The sequence below is a fragment of the Argonema antarcticum A004/B2 genome, assembly GCF_023333585.1.
Classification (GTDB): Bacteria; Cyanobacteriota; Cyanobacteriia; order Cyanobacteriales; family Aerosakkonemataceae; genus Argonema; species Argonema antarcticum.
On the sequence record NZ_JAIQZN010000005.1, the window covers coordinates 1 to 18,951 of the forward strand.

General features: G+C 43.4%; 16 protein-coding genes and 1 tRNA gene. 9 read left to right on the forward strand and 8 right to left on the reverse strand.

Features of this window, described 5'->3' with window-relative positions; all coding sequences use genetic code 11:
• Nucleotides 1-281 precede the first annotated feature (281 nt).
• From fabD to LAY57_RS03180, 7 genes are all read left to right on the forward strand, one after another.
• Complete coding sequence (gene fabD / locus LAY57_RS03150) at nucleotides 282-1,172, forward strand: ACP S-malonyltransferase (protein ID WP_249064844.1); 891 nt, start codon at nucleotides 282-284, stop codon at nucleotides 1,170-1,172.
• A gap of 9 nt (nucleotides 1,173-1,181) precedes the next feature.
• Nucleotides 1,182-2,684: a serine/threonine-protein kinase gene (locus LAY57_RS03155; protein ID WP_249064845.1), complete on the forward strand. Its 1,503-nt coding sequence runs from the start codon at nucleotides 1,182-1,184 to the stop codon at nucleotides 2,682-2,684.
• Nucleotides 2,685-2,857: 173 nt separating this feature from the next.
• Nucleotides 2,858-3,574: a PspA/IM30 family protein gene (locus tag LAY57_RS03160; protein WP_249064846.1), complete on the forward strand. Its 717-nt coding sequence runs from the start codon at nucleotides 2,858-2,860 to the stop codon at nucleotides 3,572-3,574.
• A 7-nt stretch (nucleotides 3,575-3,581) separates the two neighbouring features.
• A complete protein-coding gene (locus tag LAY57_RS03165) occupies nucleotides 3,582-4,496 on the forward strand; it encodes a phosphate ABC transporter substrate-binding protein (protein ID WP_249064847.1) in 915 nt (304 codons plus the stop codon).
• 53 nt (nucleotides 4,497-4,549) lie between these two features.
• Nucleotides 4,550-5,188 (forward strand): lysophospholipid acyltransferase family protein, encoded by a 639-nt coding sequence (locus LAY57_RS03170; RefSeq protein WP_249064848.1) that lies wholly within the window; start codon nucleotides 4,550-4,552, stop codon nucleotides 5,186-5,188.
• Nucleotides 5,189-5,265: 77 nt separating this feature from the next.
• Nucleotides 5,266-5,574 carry a DUF2288 domain-containing protein gene (locus LAY57_RS03175; RefSeq protein WP_249064849.1) on the forward strand — a complete coding sequence of 103 codons (309 nt, stop codon included), beginning with the start codon at nucleotides 5,266-5,268 and terminating at the stop codon, nucleotides 5,572-5,574.
• A gap of 217 nt (nucleotides 5,575-5,791) precedes the next feature.
• Nucleotides 5,792-6,841, forward strand: coding sequence for an AI-2E family transporter (locus tag LAY57_RS03180; protein WP_249064850.1), 1,050 nt, complete (start codon nucleotides 5,792-5,794; stop codon nucleotides 6,839-6,841).
• A 372-nt stretch (nucleotides 6,842-7,213) separates the two neighbouring features.
• On the opposite strand, the gene LAY57_RS03185 is transcribed toward LAY57_RS03180, so the two are convergent.
• The 3 genes from LAY57_RS03185 to LAY57_RS03195 all read right to left on the reverse strand — a co-directional run bounded on the left by LAY57_RS03185 (nucleotide 7,214) and on the right by LAY57_RS03195 (nucleotide 9,230).
• Nucleotides 7,214-7,885 carry a YdcF family protein gene (locus LAY57_RS03185; protein WP_338022347.1) on the reverse strand — a complete coding sequence of 224 codons (672 nt, stop codon included), beginning with the start codon at nucleotides 7,883-7,885 and terminating at the stop codon, nucleotides 7,214-7,216.
• Between the two features lie 90 nt (nucleotides 7,886-7,975).
• Nucleotides 7,976-8,049, reverse strand: a tRNA-Arg gene (locus tag LAY57_RS03190).
• Nucleotides 8,050-8,078: 29 nt separating this feature from the next.
• On the reverse strand, nucleotides 8,079-9,230 hold the full coding sequence (locus tag LAY57_RS03195) for a tocopherol cyclase family protein (protein WP_249064851.1): 1,152 nt from the start codon (nucleotides 9,228-9,230) through the stop codon (nucleotides 8,079-8,081).
• A gap of 19 nt (nucleotides 9,231-9,249) precedes the next feature.
• Here LAY57_RS03195 and LAY57_RS03200 point away from each other — a divergent pair, with 19 nt between their 5' ends.
• Nucleotides 9,250-10,386: a CHAT domain-containing protein gene (locus LAY57_RS03200; protein ID WP_249064852.1), complete on the forward strand. Its 1,137-nt coding sequence runs from the start codon at nucleotides 9,250-9,252 to the stop codon at nucleotides 10,384-10,386.
• Nucleotides 10,387-10,503: 117 nt separating this feature from the next.
• On the opposite strand, the gene LAY57_RS03205 is transcribed toward LAY57_RS03200, so the two are convergent.
• The 5 genes from LAY57_RS03205 to LAY57_RS03225 form a co-directional block, all read right to left on the reverse strand.
• Nucleotides 10,504-11,562, reverse strand: coding sequence for a hypothetical protein (locus LAY57_RS03205; protein WP_249064853.1), 1,059 nt, complete (start codon nucleotides 11,560-11,562; stop codon nucleotides 10,504-10,506).
• A gap of 146 nt (nucleotides 11,563-11,708) precedes the next feature.
• Nucleotides 11,709-12,026 carry a Nif11-like leader peptide family natural product precursor gene (locus LAY57_RS03210; protein WP_249064854.1) on the reverse strand — a complete coding sequence of 106 codons (318 nt, stop codon included), beginning with the start codon at nucleotides 12,024-12,026 and terminating at the stop codon, nucleotides 11,709-11,711.
• 29 nt (nucleotides 12,027-12,055) lie between these two features.
• Nucleotides 12,056-14,200: an NACHT domain-containing protein gene (locus LAY57_RS03215; RefSeq protein ID WP_249064855.1), complete on the reverse strand. Its 2,145-nt coding sequence runs from the start codon at nucleotides 14,198-14,200 to the stop codon at nucleotides 12,056-12,058.
• A gap of 556 nt (nucleotides 14,201-14,756) precedes the next feature.
• On the reverse strand, nucleotides 14,757-16,259 hold the full coding sequence (gnd, locus tag LAY57_RS03220) for an NADP-dependent phosphogluconate dehydrogenase (protein WP_249064856.1): 1,503 nt from the start codon (nucleotides 16,257-16,259) through the stop codon (nucleotides 14,757-14,759).
• A gap of 292 nt (nucleotides 16,260-16,551) precedes the next feature.
• Nucleotides 16,552-17,874, reverse strand: a complete 1,323-nt coding sequence (locus LAY57_RS03225; protein WP_249064857.1) for a thioredoxin domain-containing protein — start codon at nucleotides 17,872-17,874, stop codon at nucleotides 16,552-16,554.
• 171 nt (nucleotides 17,875-18,045) lie between these two features.
• Between LAY57_RS03225 and LAY57_RS03230 the strand changes: the two genes are divergently transcribed.
• On the forward strand, nucleotides 18,046-18,933 hold the full coding sequence (locus LAY57_RS03230) for a Ycf66 family protein (RefSeq protein ID WP_249064858.1): 888 nt from the start codon (nucleotides 18,046-18,048) through the stop codon (nucleotides 18,931-18,933).
• The last annotated feature ends 18 nt before the right edge of the window (nucleotides 18,934-18,951 follow it).

An 18,951-nucleotide genomic window follows, 5' to 3' on the forward strand; every position in this document is an offset into this window, starting at 1 on the left:
TTGTTGCGATTTAGCGCTCTTAACCAAGTTGGTATAAGAGCGCTAAAGCGCAACAACATACCCAGAGTACAAGTAACTAGCAACTTGAGTTAGCATGAGTATTAAAATATCTATACTTTGCATGGTAAAAAATTGACATTTTTTACTGGTAATGGTTCATTCCCCTCAACAATGAGCAATGAACAAGCCGTTGCCAAAAGCACCATTTTGTATTAAATTGATAATCCCGTTATTTGTTATGAACAAATGACAAAGGACAAATAACAAAGGACAAAAGACAAATGACTAAAACGGCGTGGGTGTTTCCGGGACAAGGTTCGCAAGCAATTGGTATGGGAGTCGATTTATTAGAAATCCCAAATGCTAAAGCTAAATTTGAACAAGCAGAGCAGATTTTAGGCTGGTCGGTTGTGGAAATTTGCCAAAGCAAGGAAGATAAACTATCTCACACCCTTTATACCCAGCCTTGTTTGTATGTGGTAGAAAGTATTCTGGCTGACTTGATGCGGGAAAGGGGAGAGCAACCCGATTTAGTTGCGGGTCATAGTTTGGGAGAATATGTTGCTCTTTATGCGGCGGGAGTGTTTGACTTTGAAGCCGGTTTGTGCTTAGTAAAAGAGCGATCGCAATTGATGGATAGCGCTGCCGGTGGTATGATGGCCGCATTGATGGGATTCGATCGCAAACAATTAGAAGAAAAAATCCAACAAACAGCCGATGTAGTCTTAGCCAACGATAACAGTTCTACCCAAGTTGTGATTTCCGGCACACCAGAAGCAGTAGAAACCGTGCTATCCCAAGTAAAAACAAAGCGTGCTGTTAAGTTAAATGTATCTGGCGCTTTTCACTCCCACTTAATGGCAACAGCAGCCGCTGAATTTGAGAAAGTTCTAGAGTCTGTAACCTTTGCAAATGCTAAAGTGTCAGTACTATCAAATGTTGAACCATTACCAGCAGTAGAAGCAGGCGTATTAAAACAGCGTCTTTCCCAGCAAATCACTGGTTCTGTCCGTTGGCGAGAAATTATGGAACAATTGCCAGTAGAAGGTATTTCAGAAGTAGTAGAAATTGGCCCCGGTAAAGTTCTGACAGGCTTGATTAAACGCACCTGTCCTAATTTAAAGTTGAAGAATATAAGTAGCCTTGCCGAGTTGTCAGCTTTTGACCCCTAAAAACTGTTTATGAGCTACTGTGTGAAGCCGGGATGTGAAAATCCGCAAAACCAAGACAAAGCGAAATTTTGCTTGTGTTGTGGCTCCAAGCTGTTACTCAGAGAACGTTATCGTGCCATTAAAACCTTGGGTAAGGGTGGATTTGGTAAAACTTTTTTAGCGATCGATGAAGATATCCCCTCTAAACCCCGCTGTGTAATCAAGCAATTATACTTTCGCTCGGACGATGATGAATACTTAAACAAAGCAACGCGGTTATTTCGCCAAGAAGCAGTTCACTTGGATGAGTTGGGAAAACATCCCCAAATCCCTTATTTGTTGGCGCAGTTTGAACAGGAACTACAGTTGTATTTGGTGCAGGAGTTTATTGATGGACAGACTTTAGAAAAAGATTTAGAACAAGGTGTTTATCAGGAATATCAGATTTGGAAACTGCTGGAAGATTTGTTACCAGTACTGCAATTTATCCATGAACGTAAGGTAATCCACCGAGACATTAAGCCGGAAAATATCATCCGGCGATCGCATCCTAACCAAGAGAAGATAACAAAGGGATCGTTAGTTTTGATCGATTTTGGCGTGGCGAAATTATTTACAGAATCAAGCCTGGGTCATACCGGAACTGTTGTCGGTAGCCAAAAGTATGTATCTCCCGAACAAGCTAAAGGCAAAGCCTTTCCAGCTAGCGATCTTTACAGTTTAGGTGTTACCTGCATTCGCCTGCTAACTGGCGTTTCTCCCTTGGATATGTATGATTTCAATAATGAGTTTTGGCTCTGGCATCATTATTTACCAGAAGGAACGACGGTAGACTCAGATCTGGGTAATATTTTGGATAAGTTGCTGCAAAGTAAGATTAGTGATCGATTCCAATCTGCCGATGAAGTATTGCAAGCAATTAAATCGGCAACAGCTAAACAAATGCCAGCACAAAAAATCGAAACAACTATCGATGAAGTATTGCAATCGATTAAATCGACAACTTTTAATGAAGCGAAAACGGAATTTTTACCCCTAATCAATCAAATTCAATCTCCTACTCATACCTCTTCATCAGCACGTACTATCCTGATTTCCCAAGTGGGGGTAGATTACAATAACTTGCAGCTTCTGCTGGAAACGCAGAAATGGAAAGAAGCCGATCGCGAAACATGGAATCTGATGTGTCAAGCTTTAGGTAAACTACCTGGTACACATCTCGAAGTTAGCGATATCGATCGCTTTCCCTGCGAGGATTTACAGATAATTGACCAACTCTGGGTAAAATATAGCCAGAATCGCTTTGGCTTCAGCGTGCAAAAACAGCTTTACGAAAGCGTTAGGCGAGATTACGTGACTTTTTGCAACCGGGTCAACTGGCCCACCTATAACTCCGATAATTATTATCAAGGACTGAAATTTAATCGGAATGCGCCTGTGGGACACTTACCATCCCGGATTTGGGTTGCAGGAGTGGGATGGTTGCGTCATGCCGGTGCGATCGCGTCGAGATTGGATAAATGTGGCGTTTAACGTCCCTAACAGTTAGTTAACATAATCTTAACCTAAACCTGGTATTATTTCCAAAAGTAACTCTAGACACTAGAGTAGAATCAGTTTAATCTGTCAAATATAGAGTAAAAGTTTCCCAAAGAGTGTTAAAGGCTAAAGCTTAAACCAAGTTATCAAAGAGGCAAAGCCGCGATATGAAAAAAGTACTTTACTGGGTAATGGGAGAAAAAGCCGGACGCACCATCGTCGGCACTTGGAACTGGCTGTGGGGAATGCCGGTGGAACAAGGCGGTAAGGTGGCTGTAGCAGTAGCCGAAGAATCCCTACAAGCAATGCAGCAATCAGTGCATAAGCTAGCTACAGCAGTTGCGGCTCAAGATGGTGCTTATAAAACTGCCAAGCAAAAATACGAGTCAAAAGTAAAAGAATTGCAAACCTTCGAGCAACAAGCGCGGATTGCATCAAAGAGCGGTAATGAAGAAGCAGCGCGGATGGCGATGACGAGGGTAATTCAAACCGAGCAAATTTTGCCGCAAATCGAGGAAATGGTTAGACAAGCTGAGGCGGCGGTGAAAGCTTCCAAAGAGAAGCTGAATCGGGAACGGATGAAGCTGGAAAGCTACAAAACCGATATGCAGAATATGAAAGATATGTCAGAAGTGAACGAGGCGCTTGGTATGATCGCCAAAGTCAACAATGAATTCGATATCGGTTCGGCTAAATCTCAGTTTGAAGCGGCTAAAGGTGCAGTCGAGCGCCGAAATTTAAAGCAAAACGCCTTAGCTGAACTATCTGAAAACCCAGCCGAAAAACTTCAAGCTGACATGGAAAGAATGACTATAGACGACGAAATTTCTCGTCGTCTCGAAATGTTAGAAGGTTCCAACAACAAGCAACTTCCAGGAAACTAAAAATTTTATGGCTCAGAAAAGCGGCCCTCCCCCAATTCTTTTTATATTGTTATTTTTGCTGCTCGCAGGTGGTGGTTACTGGTTCTTTGTGATGAGAAAACCAGCAGCGCAAACTCCCGTAGGCACAGCGCCAGTACCAGGCACAGCAGCGCAACCTTCCGTAGGCACAGCACCAGTAGTAGGCACAGCACCTACTTCAGTCCCAGCAGGCACAACGCTCAGGATTGATGGTGCCACCAGCATGGTGACAATTAACGAAAACCTCAAACGCGGCTTTCAGGCACAATTTCCAGGTAGTAACGTTACTACAAATGCTGGCGGTTCCGATCGGGGAATTCAGGATCTTCTAGCTGGTAACGTAGATTTGGCGGCGATATCGCGACCTTTGACAGCACAAGAACAAAGTCAGGGTTTAGTAGCGGTGCCAATAGCTACCGATCAAATCGCAGTAGTAGTAGGGAAAACTAACCCTTTCAGCGGCGGTTTAACCAATACCCAAGTAGCGGATATCTTTCAAGGGAAAATCAACAATTGGTCTGCCGTAGGGGGCGCAGCAGCACCCATCCAGGTAATTAATCGCCCAGCCGTTAGCGGCACAAATAAGTCATTTCAGGAACTGGTGCTAAAAGGTGCTAATTTTGGCACGACTCCCAATATTACTACCCTACCAAGGGATGAGACGACAGGCTTGCTCCGCGCTTTAGGAAATAATGGCATTGGCTATGCCACTTACGCTCAAGTAGCAAACCAGCAAACAGTGCGGGTTGTTGCGATCGATGGCGTAACGCCAGGAACCGCCAATTATCCCTATCAAAGAACTCTGTTTTACGTCTATAAAAATCCACCTACTCCAGCAGTTCAAGCTTTCACGGGATATGCGACTTCGCCTCAAGGACAGCAGGCTATGTTTGCTGGCAATTAAGCTGCTACGCTAATATTTTGCTTTACTTGTGTGTGTTTACGGAATTGTCTGCTGTGGCAAGAAGCCGAGAACCTTTGATTAACTTGTTGTTCTACCGCGCCTTTAAGTGGTCGGTAGTTAGCCCCATGCTCCACGTTTACTTTCGGGGTCGCATTTATGGTGCAGAGCAAGTGCCGCGATCGGGGCCACTGGTGGTAGCGAGCAACCACGCCAGTTACTTTGACCCGCCAATTCTGTCTTCTTGCGTGGGTCGTCCCGTCGCCTTTATGGCTAAGGAAGAGTTATTTAAAATTCCCGTTCTCAAGCAAGGTATTCTCTTGTACGGCGCTTATCCAGTCAATCGCCAGTCAGCAGACAGAAGCGCGATTCGATCGGCCCTTAATTATCTGGAACAGGGTTGGGCTACAGGTGTTTTCTTGCAAGGGACGCGCACCCCAGATGGACGCATTACGGAACCGAAACTGGGTGCTGCGATGATTGCGGCTAAGGCGAAAGCTCCCCTGCTGCCGGTGAGTTTATGGGGTACTGAGGAGATCGTGCAAAAAGGTTCTCCGATACCGCGATTGGTGTCGGTAACGGTACGTATTGGTGAGATAATAAATCCTCCCAGTACTGGAAAGCGAGATGAATTAGAAGCTGTGACGCAAAAATGTGCAGCGGCGATTAATGCAATGCACGACTTGGGGCGTTGAACTATCTAGCCAGAGAGAGTTTTCATACTGGAATGGCAAGCTAGAATAAGCCATAAATTAAGCAAAATTTTTGAGGAATGCAGGATCTAAAAGTGGAATTAGCGGCGGCCCTGGATCAGGCAGAGTGGGAATGGCTGATGCCCCACGCTCAGCGCGATCGCTTAATTGTGGTCAATCCAGGACTAGACTTAGTAGATGTGGGAGTCGCGATCGCTAATGATGATGTCTTATCTATCCAGCATTGGATTGGTGAGCAACTGATTTCCAAACCGTCCCCCACTCAAATGGCTTCTTGGCAAACTAACCAAGCTAAGCGATTTAACGCTCTGATAGTGCAGCCTTACGTACTGGTGCAAGAACCCACAATGGGGTTTGCAGATAAGTAAACTTCATCAACCGGCAGTAGCAAAACTATATCTCGCTTACCCCGGAATTTACCCGTCCAATTGGTTCAGGCAATAGGTTGTACTTCCAGCTACGCGATCGCTATTTAACATTAAATTTTTCTATCCTTAGTGAAGGTAGACAATGAAGCCACAAATTCCTGACTCGATTTCAGCGAGTAGACGCTATAAACATCTTGGGCATCTACCTGGAGGCAATATGAGTGAACCACCTACACAAAATTTCTGGGAGCGAGTCAATAACTTAGCATTAATTCGCTTTTTGCTACTGTTTGCCTCTGGCTGGGCACTAATACTGCTTTTGGATTACTTTCAAAATGTCATCGTCATCTTCAGCTTAGCAGCAGTTTTCGCTTTTTTGCTCAGCTATCCAGTGCAATGGCTGCATCGTTTTTTGCCACGGGGTCTAGCCGTTAGCTTAATCTTCTTGCTCAGCCTTTTAATGGTTGGGGGTTTCACTGTTACCGTAGGATTCGCCATTGTATCTCAAGGACAACAACTTTTTGAGGGCACACCTAGTTTTTTAAACTCCTTAACACCTTTATTAGAGAGACTAGAAAATTATCTTCGCTCCCGAGATCTTCAGGTTGATATTCGTGCCGTCGAAGAACCTCTACGTAACCAAGCCCTAGCCTTTATTGGTGCTAGCTTCGTTAGTTCGACAATATTGCTAACCAATTTCGTTAATTTCATCCTGATTGAAGTTGTCGCTTTTTTCATGCTACTAAATGGTGAAAAACTTTGGGGATTCGCCCTTAAACTTGTCCCCAAACACCTACAAAGTCGATTTACATTCATAGTTGAGCGCAATTTTTTAGGCTTTTTTCGAGGTCAGTTGCTTTTAAGTTTATTTTTTAGCGCCGCCACTTTTATTGTATTCTTAATTTTAAAAGTGCCTTTTGCATTGATTTTGGCAGTCATAGGCGGAGTTTTTCAAATTATTCCGGGAATTGGCTCTACATTAGGTCTCGGTTTAATTTGTTTGATTTTGTTACCTCAAAGTGGGTGGTTAGCATTTAATGTTTTCATCGCTTCCATTGTGATTCAGCAGATAAAAGATAACTTGCTGGCTCCTCGGATTATGCAAAACTCGCTCAATATTAATCCGGTTGTAGTCTTTTTTGCCTTATTAGTAGGCTATAGATTAGCAGGGTTGCTGGGAATTTTTCTAGCTACTCCTATTGCAGGAGTAGTTGTTAGCTTGTTTGAAATTGAAGACATGAAAGCGATAAGTTCAGATGTAACTTGATCTAATACCAAATCCGCAACGATTACCCCCTTTATGTCTCTAGGCTGTAGAGACGTTTCATGAAACGTCTCTACAATGTTTAAGCCAAAAATTCTCATGGGGTAACAAACCCGGATTTGGTATACAGCGGTTCCCGCTGTTAAGAGGTACAGTATGCGAAGGGGAAGGGCGAAGCATGACCGTAATTCATCTTTGCTGATTACCAATAAATCATCTACCGGAATGCTTCGCCCCTACTTAAAATGTACTTCATTACAGCGGGAACCGCTGTAAACAGTTATCGACATATTTATGATGCTGTGTCCATACAAAAATGTTCACCATAAACACTAGCATAATAATTCCGAAAGCCCCTGAATTATTACGACAGAATTAGTGACTGGAAAAAAGCCGACTGAAACTTGAACCTGTATTTCCAGTAGTGACCCAAAGAATTGCTCTAGCTCCATCGCGGAAAGCTTTTTCAATAGGTTCGGGCGCTTTCCCAGAAGGAACTGGTACAGGCTTAAAAACAATTCCCCGGCTTCCCAAAACAATCTCGCCAACAATCTGAGCGCGGCGCATGTGGTAGTCAGAAGTAATTAAATAAACGCTATGGATACCACGAGCTTTTAACTCATCAACCAAAGTGGTGAAGTTCGTGACCGTATCTACAGCCTGTTCGTCCAAGTATAAGCGGTCTGAGTCAACACCCGCTTTGGCGAAAACTTTTTTGACGTAAATATTGTAGCCACCAAGACCACCAGAAGAAATCCAAATATGTAAATTTGGATACTTACTCGCAAAGTTTGCTGTGAACCTTTCTCGCTCCAATGCCGGTGTTGAGCCACCTAACATCAAAACTGCCTGGGGTTGCTCAAGACTTCTAATTTGTTTGTAGGTAACCCAAAGTGCAACAGTAAACAATAGGGCGGGGAGAAAAAATCTGCGCTTAAAGTGCGATTTAGAGCGGGAATTTTTTTTCAGTTTGTATCGTTGTTGACTGCGAGAAATTTTTAAAACCATGCAGACAGCTAAATAGCGTTGACGATAAATAGTAAGCATAGGATTGTCTTCCTAGCCGTAGGTATCGCTCCCAGAGTACCACTTTAGAAATCTTTTGAAAGATTCTTTTCAACTGCTATTGGATTAGTACGGGACTGATGGGACTTGAACCCATGACCTAGCGCTTAGGAGGCGCTCGCTCTATCCATCTGAGCCACAGCCCCTGATACAAAGCCATGATAGCAGATAAATCTCAATTAGACAGCCAAGATTCATTCCAAGGGCTGCCGCCTGTTTCCAATCCACACAGAGAACTGTTTGCTTTCAGGATAATTTTAGATTTGCCGCCGAGCCGTTCTCGTAGTTCGAGAGTCAACTGACCCAACATTGTATCGCGGCACGCGAATTCTAAACCGTTTTCGGTGGGTGCCCGCAGAGGAGTTCCGGGTAGGTCTGTCGTACCAGTCAATTCAATCTCATACTGTTCATTTTCGGCTTGCATCTGCCATCTACCCCACGGCTGTATATCCCAGCTTACTTTTGAGTTCCAAGGCACGAATTCATAGAATTTGCCTTGATAGTGGAGTCCAATCATCGCTACAGATTCCATCCACCACAGCACTCCTCGCCTGCCTCCGCCTGCTGTTAAGGCGAGGTCGGGTTGGTTATCAAAGCAGTTGCAGTTAACCCAGAACCACTTCTGGGGAAAGGCTCCGCCCCAGTTTTTTTCGCTGTATGCTGGTGCGTCGCTAAATTCGTAGCGTTTGCCGTTCCACTCAATCCAGCCGGTGGCTAGTCCGTGAGCCATTAATATCTGCCATCCGGGTTCAAATATGGGTAAGAAAGAGAAAAAGCCTGCGGTTGATTGTTGGGAAGCGTTTTGGTTTCCCCAGGCGTAGATTGGTTTAATTTCATATTGCCAACGAGAATAATTACCGGAACCGCGATCGCAAATTTTTCCTTGATGCCATGTAGCTGTTACTTGATAGCCTTCTTGAATATGGCTAGAGAACGCTGCTGGCTCTAGAAACCCGGTTTCTTTGAGAAACCGGGTTTCTGAGTCTTTGAAATCAGCTGGCTCTAGAAACCCGGTTTCTTTGAGAAACCGGGTTTCTGAGTCGGTTTTGCCCCAATGACCCAATCCCAAGGCATCCCGCCACGCCCAGAATTTCTTTACATCTGGGAAAGTACGACAAATATATTCATCATCGGGGCCCAGAATTTGTGCTGCCCCGCCGCTGTGGGGTTTGCCGCCTAGAGGATCTTCGATCGAATACATAAAGGCGAAGGTTTGACGGTGTTCCGGTAAGGTGACGCGGTAGTACCAACCTTCAAAGAAACGGCGATCGGTCCCGTCCCAGTGATAGCCGCTGTGGGGTGTTTGTGAAGATTTACTTATCATCATAAGTAGGGGAGAGGCGCTATTGTATAAAAATCTTGATTGGATTCGACTCAAGAATTTAGAGGTAAAAGAGATGGATATCGTGGCACTGATGGCCTTCCTGAGTCCTTGTCTGCCTTTTTTGATGAAAGTTGGTGAAAAATCAGCCGAGAGTGCTGCTAGTAAGATTGGCGAGGATGCCTGGAATAAGGCTAAAAAGATTTGGGAGAAGCTGCAACCGCAAGTAGAAGCTAAAGAAGATGCTAAGATTGCGGCGCAACAATTGGCAGGAAAGCCAGAGAATGAGAAACGTAAAGCTCTATTTCAGGAAGAATTGGAGATTTTGCTCCAAGAAAACCCAAGTTTAGCAGAAGCGATCGCACAAATTCTCAAAGAAGACTCCTCAAACTGCCACTCTGGAAGCGGAGTTACTCAAAATGTTACAGGTAGGCAGAATCAGACTATTGGTACGGTTTCAGGAGGGCAGGTATTTGGAGTTTTCGGGGGACAGGTTTTCAACGATTCTAAGGGAAATATTACTTTTAGTTCACCGTTGAATCAAGGTGACGCTTCTGAGATACCGCCCCCTGCTTCACCTGCAACGAACAATCAACAAAATGTTAAAACAATTTTGATTTTAGCTGCCAATCCCAAAGGGACATCACAGCTACGATTGAGTGAAGAAGTGCGGGAAATTCAATCTGGACTAAAACGCACTCATCGTCAAGATGCTTTTACTCTACAACAACAATGGGCTGTTCGTTCTAGGGATGTCTACCAAGCATTACTTGATTCCAAACCGCAGATCGTGCATTTTTCTGGACATGGTAGCGGTGAAGAAGGGTTAGTGTTAGAAAATGATGCAGGTCAGACGCAGCTTGTTAGTACCGAGGCATTATTTAATTTGTTTCAATTATTCGGTCAACAGATTGAATGTGTTGTCCTGAATGCTTGTTACTCGGAAGTGCAAGCAAAAGCGATCGCTAAACATATACCTTATGTGATTGGGATGAATAAAGCAGTTGGCGATAAAGCTGCAATTGAGTTTGCCATTGGGTTTTACGAAGCGATCGCATCTGGACAATCAATTGAATTTGCTTATAAACTGGGATGTACTGCAATTCAGATGGCAGGCATTCCAGAACATCTGACTCCAGTAATTGAACGAAAAATCGCCTGATATTTAACACATATCTAAAATTTATTTATTGGCTGTTGCTCAAAGTGCATCTACCAAGCAATTTGAGAACTTATGTTGCAGCTTAAGAACTTATGTCCCAGGTTTTATTGTACCAAGCTACTTATCAGAAATTTCCGTTATAAGATCGACATCAAGCCAGCTATGACCAAAAGATAAATATCCCTTAGCCGATAAGCAATCTTCTGCTACATCATAAATAATTTTTATATGGCTGATTTCTCGCCAGAAAATACTAAGTGCGCTGGAACCTAATAAAAGATCGCCCCCAGCTAGATTATTAGGCCAAAGCTCTGGAGCATCTGTTTTTTGAGAAAAACCAGGCCAGGTAAGAAGGGCATCTCGTTTTACTGGAGTACACACGCCTATCTCAACCAAATAGTTTAAAAGTTGTTGCCAACGTGATTCATCAGAAGGTTGCTGTAAAAAACACTCCAAGCCAATTTTGGGAGAAAAACTATCATAAATATCAAAGCATAAGCGGAAAGAGTCTACAAACTTTTCTAAAGCTAGAGTAATAGATGAAAATGTACTAGTTACATCGAACCAACCAAGTTTCGCTAAATAATCTAGCAAATGCTGTGAACTAGTTCCCTGTATACCTAATCTAACTGGTTTGTTTGGACGGGACAGCATCAACCCAATAGGAGTGACTGTAGAACTAGGGGGTAAACAATCAAAATAATAAGAAAGATTAGATTCAAGAGATGCTGTATTAGAATAACCAAAATTCTTAGAAATTAACTCTATCAAGCCTTGAGTTTTGCTCAAACCTTCCTGCTCAAAAGCCAGAAAGATGCAGGGCATGGGCAACTGTACCAACTTACCAGGTAGATCGAATTCTAGAAAAATATAGGAAATATACTGTTTTAGTATCGATGTTGAGTTGATCAAGCCTAAGAAAATATCTCTGTAACTATACCAATCTGCTTGGATCAGAAAATATTCTATAAAATGATCGGATACAGAGCTGAAGAGACCAATCGAGAAGTCTACTTGAGGTTGGTTATCTTCAAGGCGGCATTCAAAAAAGGCAGTGGGTGAAGGAGGTAAAGATCGTGCTAGCCTCTGGACTTGGCATAAAGCCTCAACACTAATTAACTCAGCATTAAGATAGGGAATAACTACTCTTATATAATCTTCCATCGAAATGGTCATACAATTAATATCTTACTTTGAAAAAAATAGGAGCATCATCATTAGGCAGGATTTTTTGTTGTACACATCAAGAAAGCCTGTAGTAACCCTAATTAGATTATAAACAGGTGAGGAGTTTAAAATCCTTGTGGATAAGGATTTTGTTTTCACAATCTATCCCCCCCTCCCCATATAACTGCTCTCAATCCGCCTACTCTAGGCTGCCACTCTGCTCTAAGGTTGCGGATTGTTCTTTCTCCAAATGTCATGTTCTCCAGTGCCTGCCTCTGCTCTTGCAGAGATATTGCAACCTCTTCATCTGTGAAGTCATAACCTTTTTCCTGGCCTAGGTTTACAATCAGTTGGATGAATTCCTGCTCATTAGCAGCTTGTTTGAGTTGTTCTTGCAGGTCTGTTTTTCTTAAAACTAATTTTTTGAATTGTTCCAGGTTTTGTCTAGACATTAGTTTTCCTTCTAAGTACAAAATTGTTTCTTGAAAAGTAATTCAGTTTGCTACTTAGACTGCTTAGCGAGATGCTCTAGTAGCATTCTGTGGATAAAAATATAACCACCTCCTACTTTTTGTAAGAAAAGATGATCGGTAGCATAGTTGAGAAATCGAGAAAGGTTCCAGGGGAAAAAACCTTTTAAGTAAAGACTCAAACGTAAAGTAAAATGTTGTACACATGCAGTGCTAGCTGAATTAAACAGACCACCAACTAGACCAAATGCAACTCCATAAAGAAGTGAATAAATCAGACCAATATTGATAACAGAATTAGGTACAGAGCCAAAATACGCTTTGCCAATCAATCCTCCTGTAATTCCTCCTATAAATAGTCCTATCAATCCGGCGATTAATCCCATCAGACTAGCATTTGTCGCCGATCTCCAAATTCCTTGGTTAGGAATTGCTTTAATCTCTATATTTGAACCTTTCAAACTATTGATTACACCTAACACTATACCAAAAGATAAAGCAAAAGTAAAGCTAGAAATTATTGCAAATGATACTCTATGTTCTGGGGTCAAAACCAGGTTATCACCTAAACTATGCTGTATGGACTTGTCAGACATTAAAAATACACTTCTTAATCCCATAAGCAAGGTAAAAACTAGAGAAAATAATAAAGCTCTAGGCACTGTAGAACTACTAATTAGGTGTTGAATAATCCCTTTCCAAGAAAAACTTAACGTTTCAACTGCCTCAATATTTACTCTACTTAATCCTAATATTAAAGTACCAAGTAATGTACCCGTCAATGCACCTACAGGAACCCAAAACAACCCATCAGTAAGCTTCCAAGCTAGTACATTATTCTGGACAACCAACCCTCCCACTAATCCTAGACTTAAGCATCCTGCAATGCCTCCGACTAGACCACTAATCGATAGTAATTTAACTTTATAAGCAATGATTAGCTTTCTATTTCCTAAGTACGTGGGCTGAAGTTGTTCAATTAAAAATATTGTCTGAGATTCTTGGGACATTCTCAAAGCTAAATTGGTTAGCCAACCCATAAACTTCTCTTTCGAGTATTTAGGCTCGACTACTCTCCAACGCCTCAACATCTGCTTAATATAAGCATTAAACAACTTTTGATGATACTCTTCTACTGAACTTGCTTCAATCCGTTCTTTACTAGATTCATCTTGATATGCCAAACTCATAACGCTGAGCATTAGCGGAGATTTAGCTAATTCTTGTAGTATTATGTCTTTTTGAAAAAGAGTTCTAAGTGTTTTGAGTTGATTACCAGCTTTACTAAAGTATTGATCAACTTGCTCAATAGATAGAGGCTGAAGGTAAATTGCGCTTTGCAGATTTAAACGATTGGAGAGTACTTTATAATCCTTCAATCGGCTACAAACAACCATTTCAGTCTGTCCATACTGTTGCATGAATTGATTGATAGCCTGAACGCACTCCTCTCGGTAATCAACTTTTACTTCATCTAAACCATCAAGCAAGAGAAGTAACCTTTGATTTGTAATCCATTTCTTACCAAGCTTTCTAGAAACCTGATATTTACTATCAAGCTCTCCAATCAGCCAATTAGTAATTGTTTGTCGCTTATAAATCCAAGACGATAAATTAAATACTACCGGAATGGGATAGTTTAAATCTTCTTCAGCACGAGTGATTAAATCTTTTGTTAGCCTTAAAAGAGTTATTGTTTTTCCTGCTCCTGGTTCTCCTAAAATAAGTAAGGTTCGTCCCTCTCCCATCTCAAAAAATACATCATAAATATCCCTATCGTCAAGTGGAGTTTTTCTTGATTCATCAGGTAGAGCTTGAAAACTGTTGAAAGGATCTTTCACTGCATCTAATCGCTCTTCTAACCTAAGTTCAATCAGCGCTTGGTTGTATAGGGACTTTTCCAGTACCCCTTGAATCCAATATTTATTGACTTTATTTAGTAAAACTTTTTGAAATCTATAGTCTAGATTGTCTGGAGGCTGCACTGGGCTAGCTGGTAACTGTCCTCGCAGAATAGGAGGACGGTCATAGACTGTCAGGTTTACCACTTGTCCACTAACAACAGTACTATTGACTGAGTGACCGATTGCTTGATTACGATCTCCCTTCAATTCTTGCTGAGTTTGAAGTGATGGGTCGGAAGCATCAGAAGGCTGAGAAGAGAGCGAGCCAGACATATAGTTAATTGTTAATTTGGTACAGATTAAGGAAGATACATACAAGTAATGTCTGTTGAGTCTCTGCCTAATTCAGCGTCACATTTCCCAGGACGTTACCAAGTATCGTGAGTATACTGATAAAAATTACTAGCTTGAGTGCTTGAGTTAAGCTTATCAGTGGACAGTTAATTTGTCAAAGGCGAATTCCAGATTAAATGGTATAGAAAAATCAAAAACAAAGGTAAGCTGCTACGCACCTAATTTGTAAACCCATTCTAGGCTAAGTAGGTCGGCTCTGTAAAACGCAACTATATAAACGATAGTACAGTATCCATAATGCACGACCGCAGCTAAGTTGACCTTGTTTACATACTGTTACATAGTGAAGTTTAATCCCGCCTACCTACTTACACCTGAGTTTCAGCCTCCAAATTATACAAGTTAAATGCGCGACAGCTTAATGCTATTTGTCCGGTTTAGCTGCGTAGCAGCTTATCAGTTAAATAAGGCGACGCACTTTAATCACCTTTTGGTATAAAACAAAACTAGGGTGGGCATTGCCCACCCTATAACTTTATTCAGCACCACCTGTAGTGCGAACAGCAGTTGCTGGATCTTGGGCTTGAAGAGGACGAGGTGTAGAAGTTTGGACGGAATCCTCAGCAGCCTTAGTCCATTCGGTGTGGAAGGAACCTGCTTTGTCAAGGCGCTCATAAGTATGGGCACCGAAGTAGTCGCGTTGTGCTTGGGTGAGGTTTTGGGGTAAGCGTGCGCGTCGGTAACTATCAAAATAATCCAACGACGCACTAAACGCCGGAACTGGAATACCCAGTTTTGCGGCTTGTGACAACACTTCCCGCCATGCTGATTGCCGATCCAAAATCGTCTGCGTAAACTCAGGCGCTAACAGCATATTCGGCAAGTTTGGATTCTCCTTAAAGGCATCTTTAATCTTATTCAAGAACCCCGCCCGAATAATACAACCACCCTTCCAAATCCGGGCAATTTCACTCAGGTTAAGGTTATATGAATAAGCCTTCGACGCCGAACTCAATAAAGCCATTCCCTGCGCGTAAGAACAGATTTTTGAACAGTAGAGAGCATCGCGAATTTGCTTAACAAAGATTTTGGGATCTCCTTCATATTTTCCAGAAGGGCCAGTTAAAATTTCGGAAGCAGCGACCCGTTCCTTCTTATAAGAAGAAATAATCCGGGCATTCACCGCCGCCGTCATCGTCGGAATAGAGACACCCAGTTCTAAAGCACTTTGTACTGTCCAGCGTCCTGTTCCCTTCTGCCCCGCCGCATCCATAATCATCTCAACCAGGGGTTGATTTATTTCTGGATCTATGTAGTTAAAGATATCCGCTGTAATCTCAATCAAAAACGAATTGAGTTCGTCGGTAGTATTCCATTCGGCAAAAACTTCGTGCAGTTGCTTATGATCGAGTCCCGCCGCATTTTTGAGCAAGTCATAAGCTTCTGCAATCAGCTGCATATCGCCATACTCAATGCCGTTATGCACCATCTTGACATAATGACCGGCTCCACCGGGGCCGATGTAGGTCACGCAGGGGCCATCATCCACTTGAGCCGCAATTTTGGTCAAAATTGGCTCTAAATACTCGTAAGAGCTTGTCGTTCCTCCCGGCATCAAGCTGGGGCCATTCAGCGCCCCTTCTTCACCACCGCTGACGCCCATACCGATAAACCTAAACCCAGCTGGCTCTAATTCGCGGGTGCGGCGGGCAGTATCTTCAAACAAGGAGTTACCGCCGTCGATAATAATATCGCCTTCTTCTAACAGGGGACTGAGCTGACCAATCACTGCATCCACTGGTTTACCCGCTTGCACCATAATGAGGATTTTGCGGGGGCGTTCCAAGGATTTTACAAAGTCCTCAATGCTATAGGTGGCTACGACATTTTTACCTTGGGCGCGTGTTGCCATGAAGGCGTCAGTTTTTTCTTTTGTGCGATTGTATACAGCAATTGGAAAACCATTGCGCTCTACATTCAGCGCCAAGTTTTCACCCATGACGGCTAAACCAATCACACCAAAGCTTTGTAGTGCCATAAAACTTGTTGCTTACTTTTTGTAGGGTTAATTACCCTTCAGGGTAGCCCATTTGAGATTTGAGATTTGAGATTTGAGATTTGAGATTTGAGATTTAAGATTTTATTTCTATTTAAAATCTGAAATCTTTTCCTTTTTCCTATCTTCCTCTACACGACACGGATAGGCGCGGATGCAGGGATAGAGGAATCTGTGTTCAAAATCACAGTTAGCCTCTCTAGCCCTCTGCCCCACGATCATTTTGACTTTTGACTTTTGACTTTTGACTTTTGACTTTTTTAGCCCCTAGCCCCTAATTTCTTCTGCCAATTCCATCATTTTCGATCGCAGTGTAAGCGTCGCTGGGGAAAAGTCCTAACCAGGGATCGGAACTGGGTGTGAGGAATAATTCTGCATACACCCGTTCGTTTAAGGTTTGAACGTCTTTGGTGCTGACGCCTTCGGCGAACCATTGGTATAGTTTGGTGTGGAGGGAGTATTCGTTGCGAACTGTGTCGGCGGCGATCAGACGCTCGAAGTTGCGGACAGTACGTTGGAGTGATTCGTCAACTTGATAGGCGATCGGGTTTTTCCGGCGCATTAGTGTTTGGCTGTTAATATCGAGGCGGGCTTCTTCTGCGTGGAGTTCGGCAAGTTTCGCCCACATAGAGTCATCGGTGGCGTTTTCCAGGGCTGTACGCACTGGGGAGATGGCGCGAACGATCGGGATTTCGACTCTAGATTTACTGATCGCTACTTGACCGGCTTGTTCTGCTGTGGGTACATTATTTGAAGGCTGAGGATTTTCAACCCTGCCGAGCGGTAATGAGATGCCCAGCTTTGATAGATCTGCTGCCCAGTTTCCCTCTATTTCGGCAAGGCGCGATCGATAATACTGACGCAAAAACTCATCGCGCTGGGAGTCTGTCAGTCTAGAGGATTCTTTGACTGTTTTCTCGGCTTGCTCTAATTGTCGCTGGAAAGCTTTTGGGCCATACAGTCCCGGCAGGGCGTCTATAGGTCTTCCCTCGGCATCTAGAATGTAATGAATGCTATTGCCGGTAAGCGTGCGTTGCATCTGTCGTCCGTCGCCAAAGTCGATCGTCACTTTGGGAACGGGACGTACCGATTGCCAGTGTAAGATAAAGCGATCGCGCAACAGCTTGGAAACTTCGGCGTTAGGATACAAGGCAATGCGGAAAAACCGACTGTTGGCGCAACTGTATTCTTCATCCAGTCTGCCCAACAAGCGCAACGAGAGGATCGGTTTGCCTTCTGCTTTTGCTTGTGCCTTTGCTTGTTCCAAATCTGTATACCAATACAAGCGAGATTCATAGCAGTCTCGCTGTTGGCAGATGGTATCCAGCATTGCATTTAGTCTCGATTGTGAAGATGATATAGCTGGATTGGCTCGATCGCGTTTCAACTCATCTCCATAAACCTCTAAAAATGCCTGCAACCCGTTTGGCCCTTTGGCACGTAAAGCAGCGATCGCATCTGCCGACTTTGATGCGTCAGGGGAAACCGCACTAAGGGCGATCGCTTCTATGGCCGTTTGAGCGTATACTGGGCCTGACAAGCCCATAGAAGCGATCGCCACAAGTATGGTCGCCGGACTGAAAATCTTGAATCCCATCACCAAACTCCTGTTTTTAGCGCAGTTTCCCCAAAGCAGAAAAAGTTTACAAATTCACTCTGACAAGATGCTAACCTCTTAATTATTGCTAAAACTGATTGAATCGTAGAGATTTTTTCAAAGATACAAGACAATTTGATACAATTTTCCTTTGATGAGTAGAGCAGCGATATGCTTGCATACATCTTGGCACTGGCTGTCGGACTTGGTAGCCTTGGCGTTTATCTTGCCGCTTTCTTCGTACCAGAAGTCCACCGCAAAAGTGATTTTTATTGGAGTGGGCTCGGATTATTTTACGCCCTGATGTTATGGGTCTGTGCTGGACGCATTACTGGCGGTGTCCTGGTGGGGCAAATAGCTGGCGTCGCCTTGTTGGGTTGGTTTGGTTGGCAAACCCTGACGTTGCGGCGGGAACTCACCCCAGCAGCACAGCAGACAGATTTACCGAGTCAGGAAGAGGCGGCACAAACGATTAGAGTCCAAGCAGAGTCTCTCAAAGACAACGTACAGTCAAAGCTCTCAAAAGTATCCCTTCCTGCCGGGATTTCCGATCTGCCCCAAAAGCTGGCCGATTTGTTCGCCACTGCTAAAACGCAAGTGATGGCAAGGTTGGATGCGGCAAAGAAGCCTAAAGTTAAGCCGACTCCAGCGACCCCAAAGTCTGCTACTCCTGTCGCCGCAACTAAAGAAGCTGCCCCACCAATTACCACAACTGAAACGGTTAAAATATACCCGGAAGTTAAGCCGACACAATCATTTACTTCCGTAGAAAACATCGACCCAGGGGTAGAATTATCTCCACCCACAAAACCACTGGTAGTAGATGAGCCTGCGGATCGAAAATCATCGGCTGTTGATATCATTACAACTGTAGAAGTCGTTCCAACTCCAGAAGTAACATCAAAGGCGGCTGAAGTATCTGCATCGGAGTCTGCCAAAAAAGATGACTTATTTGGACTCAAGCGACCAAATCCACCCGATCCCGAACTGGTGGAAGAAGCTGTAGAAGACGCACAAGCGAAGAATCAGCCGAGTTCGCCTCCAGATAAAGTGGGCTAGAAACAGGACATGGGAAAA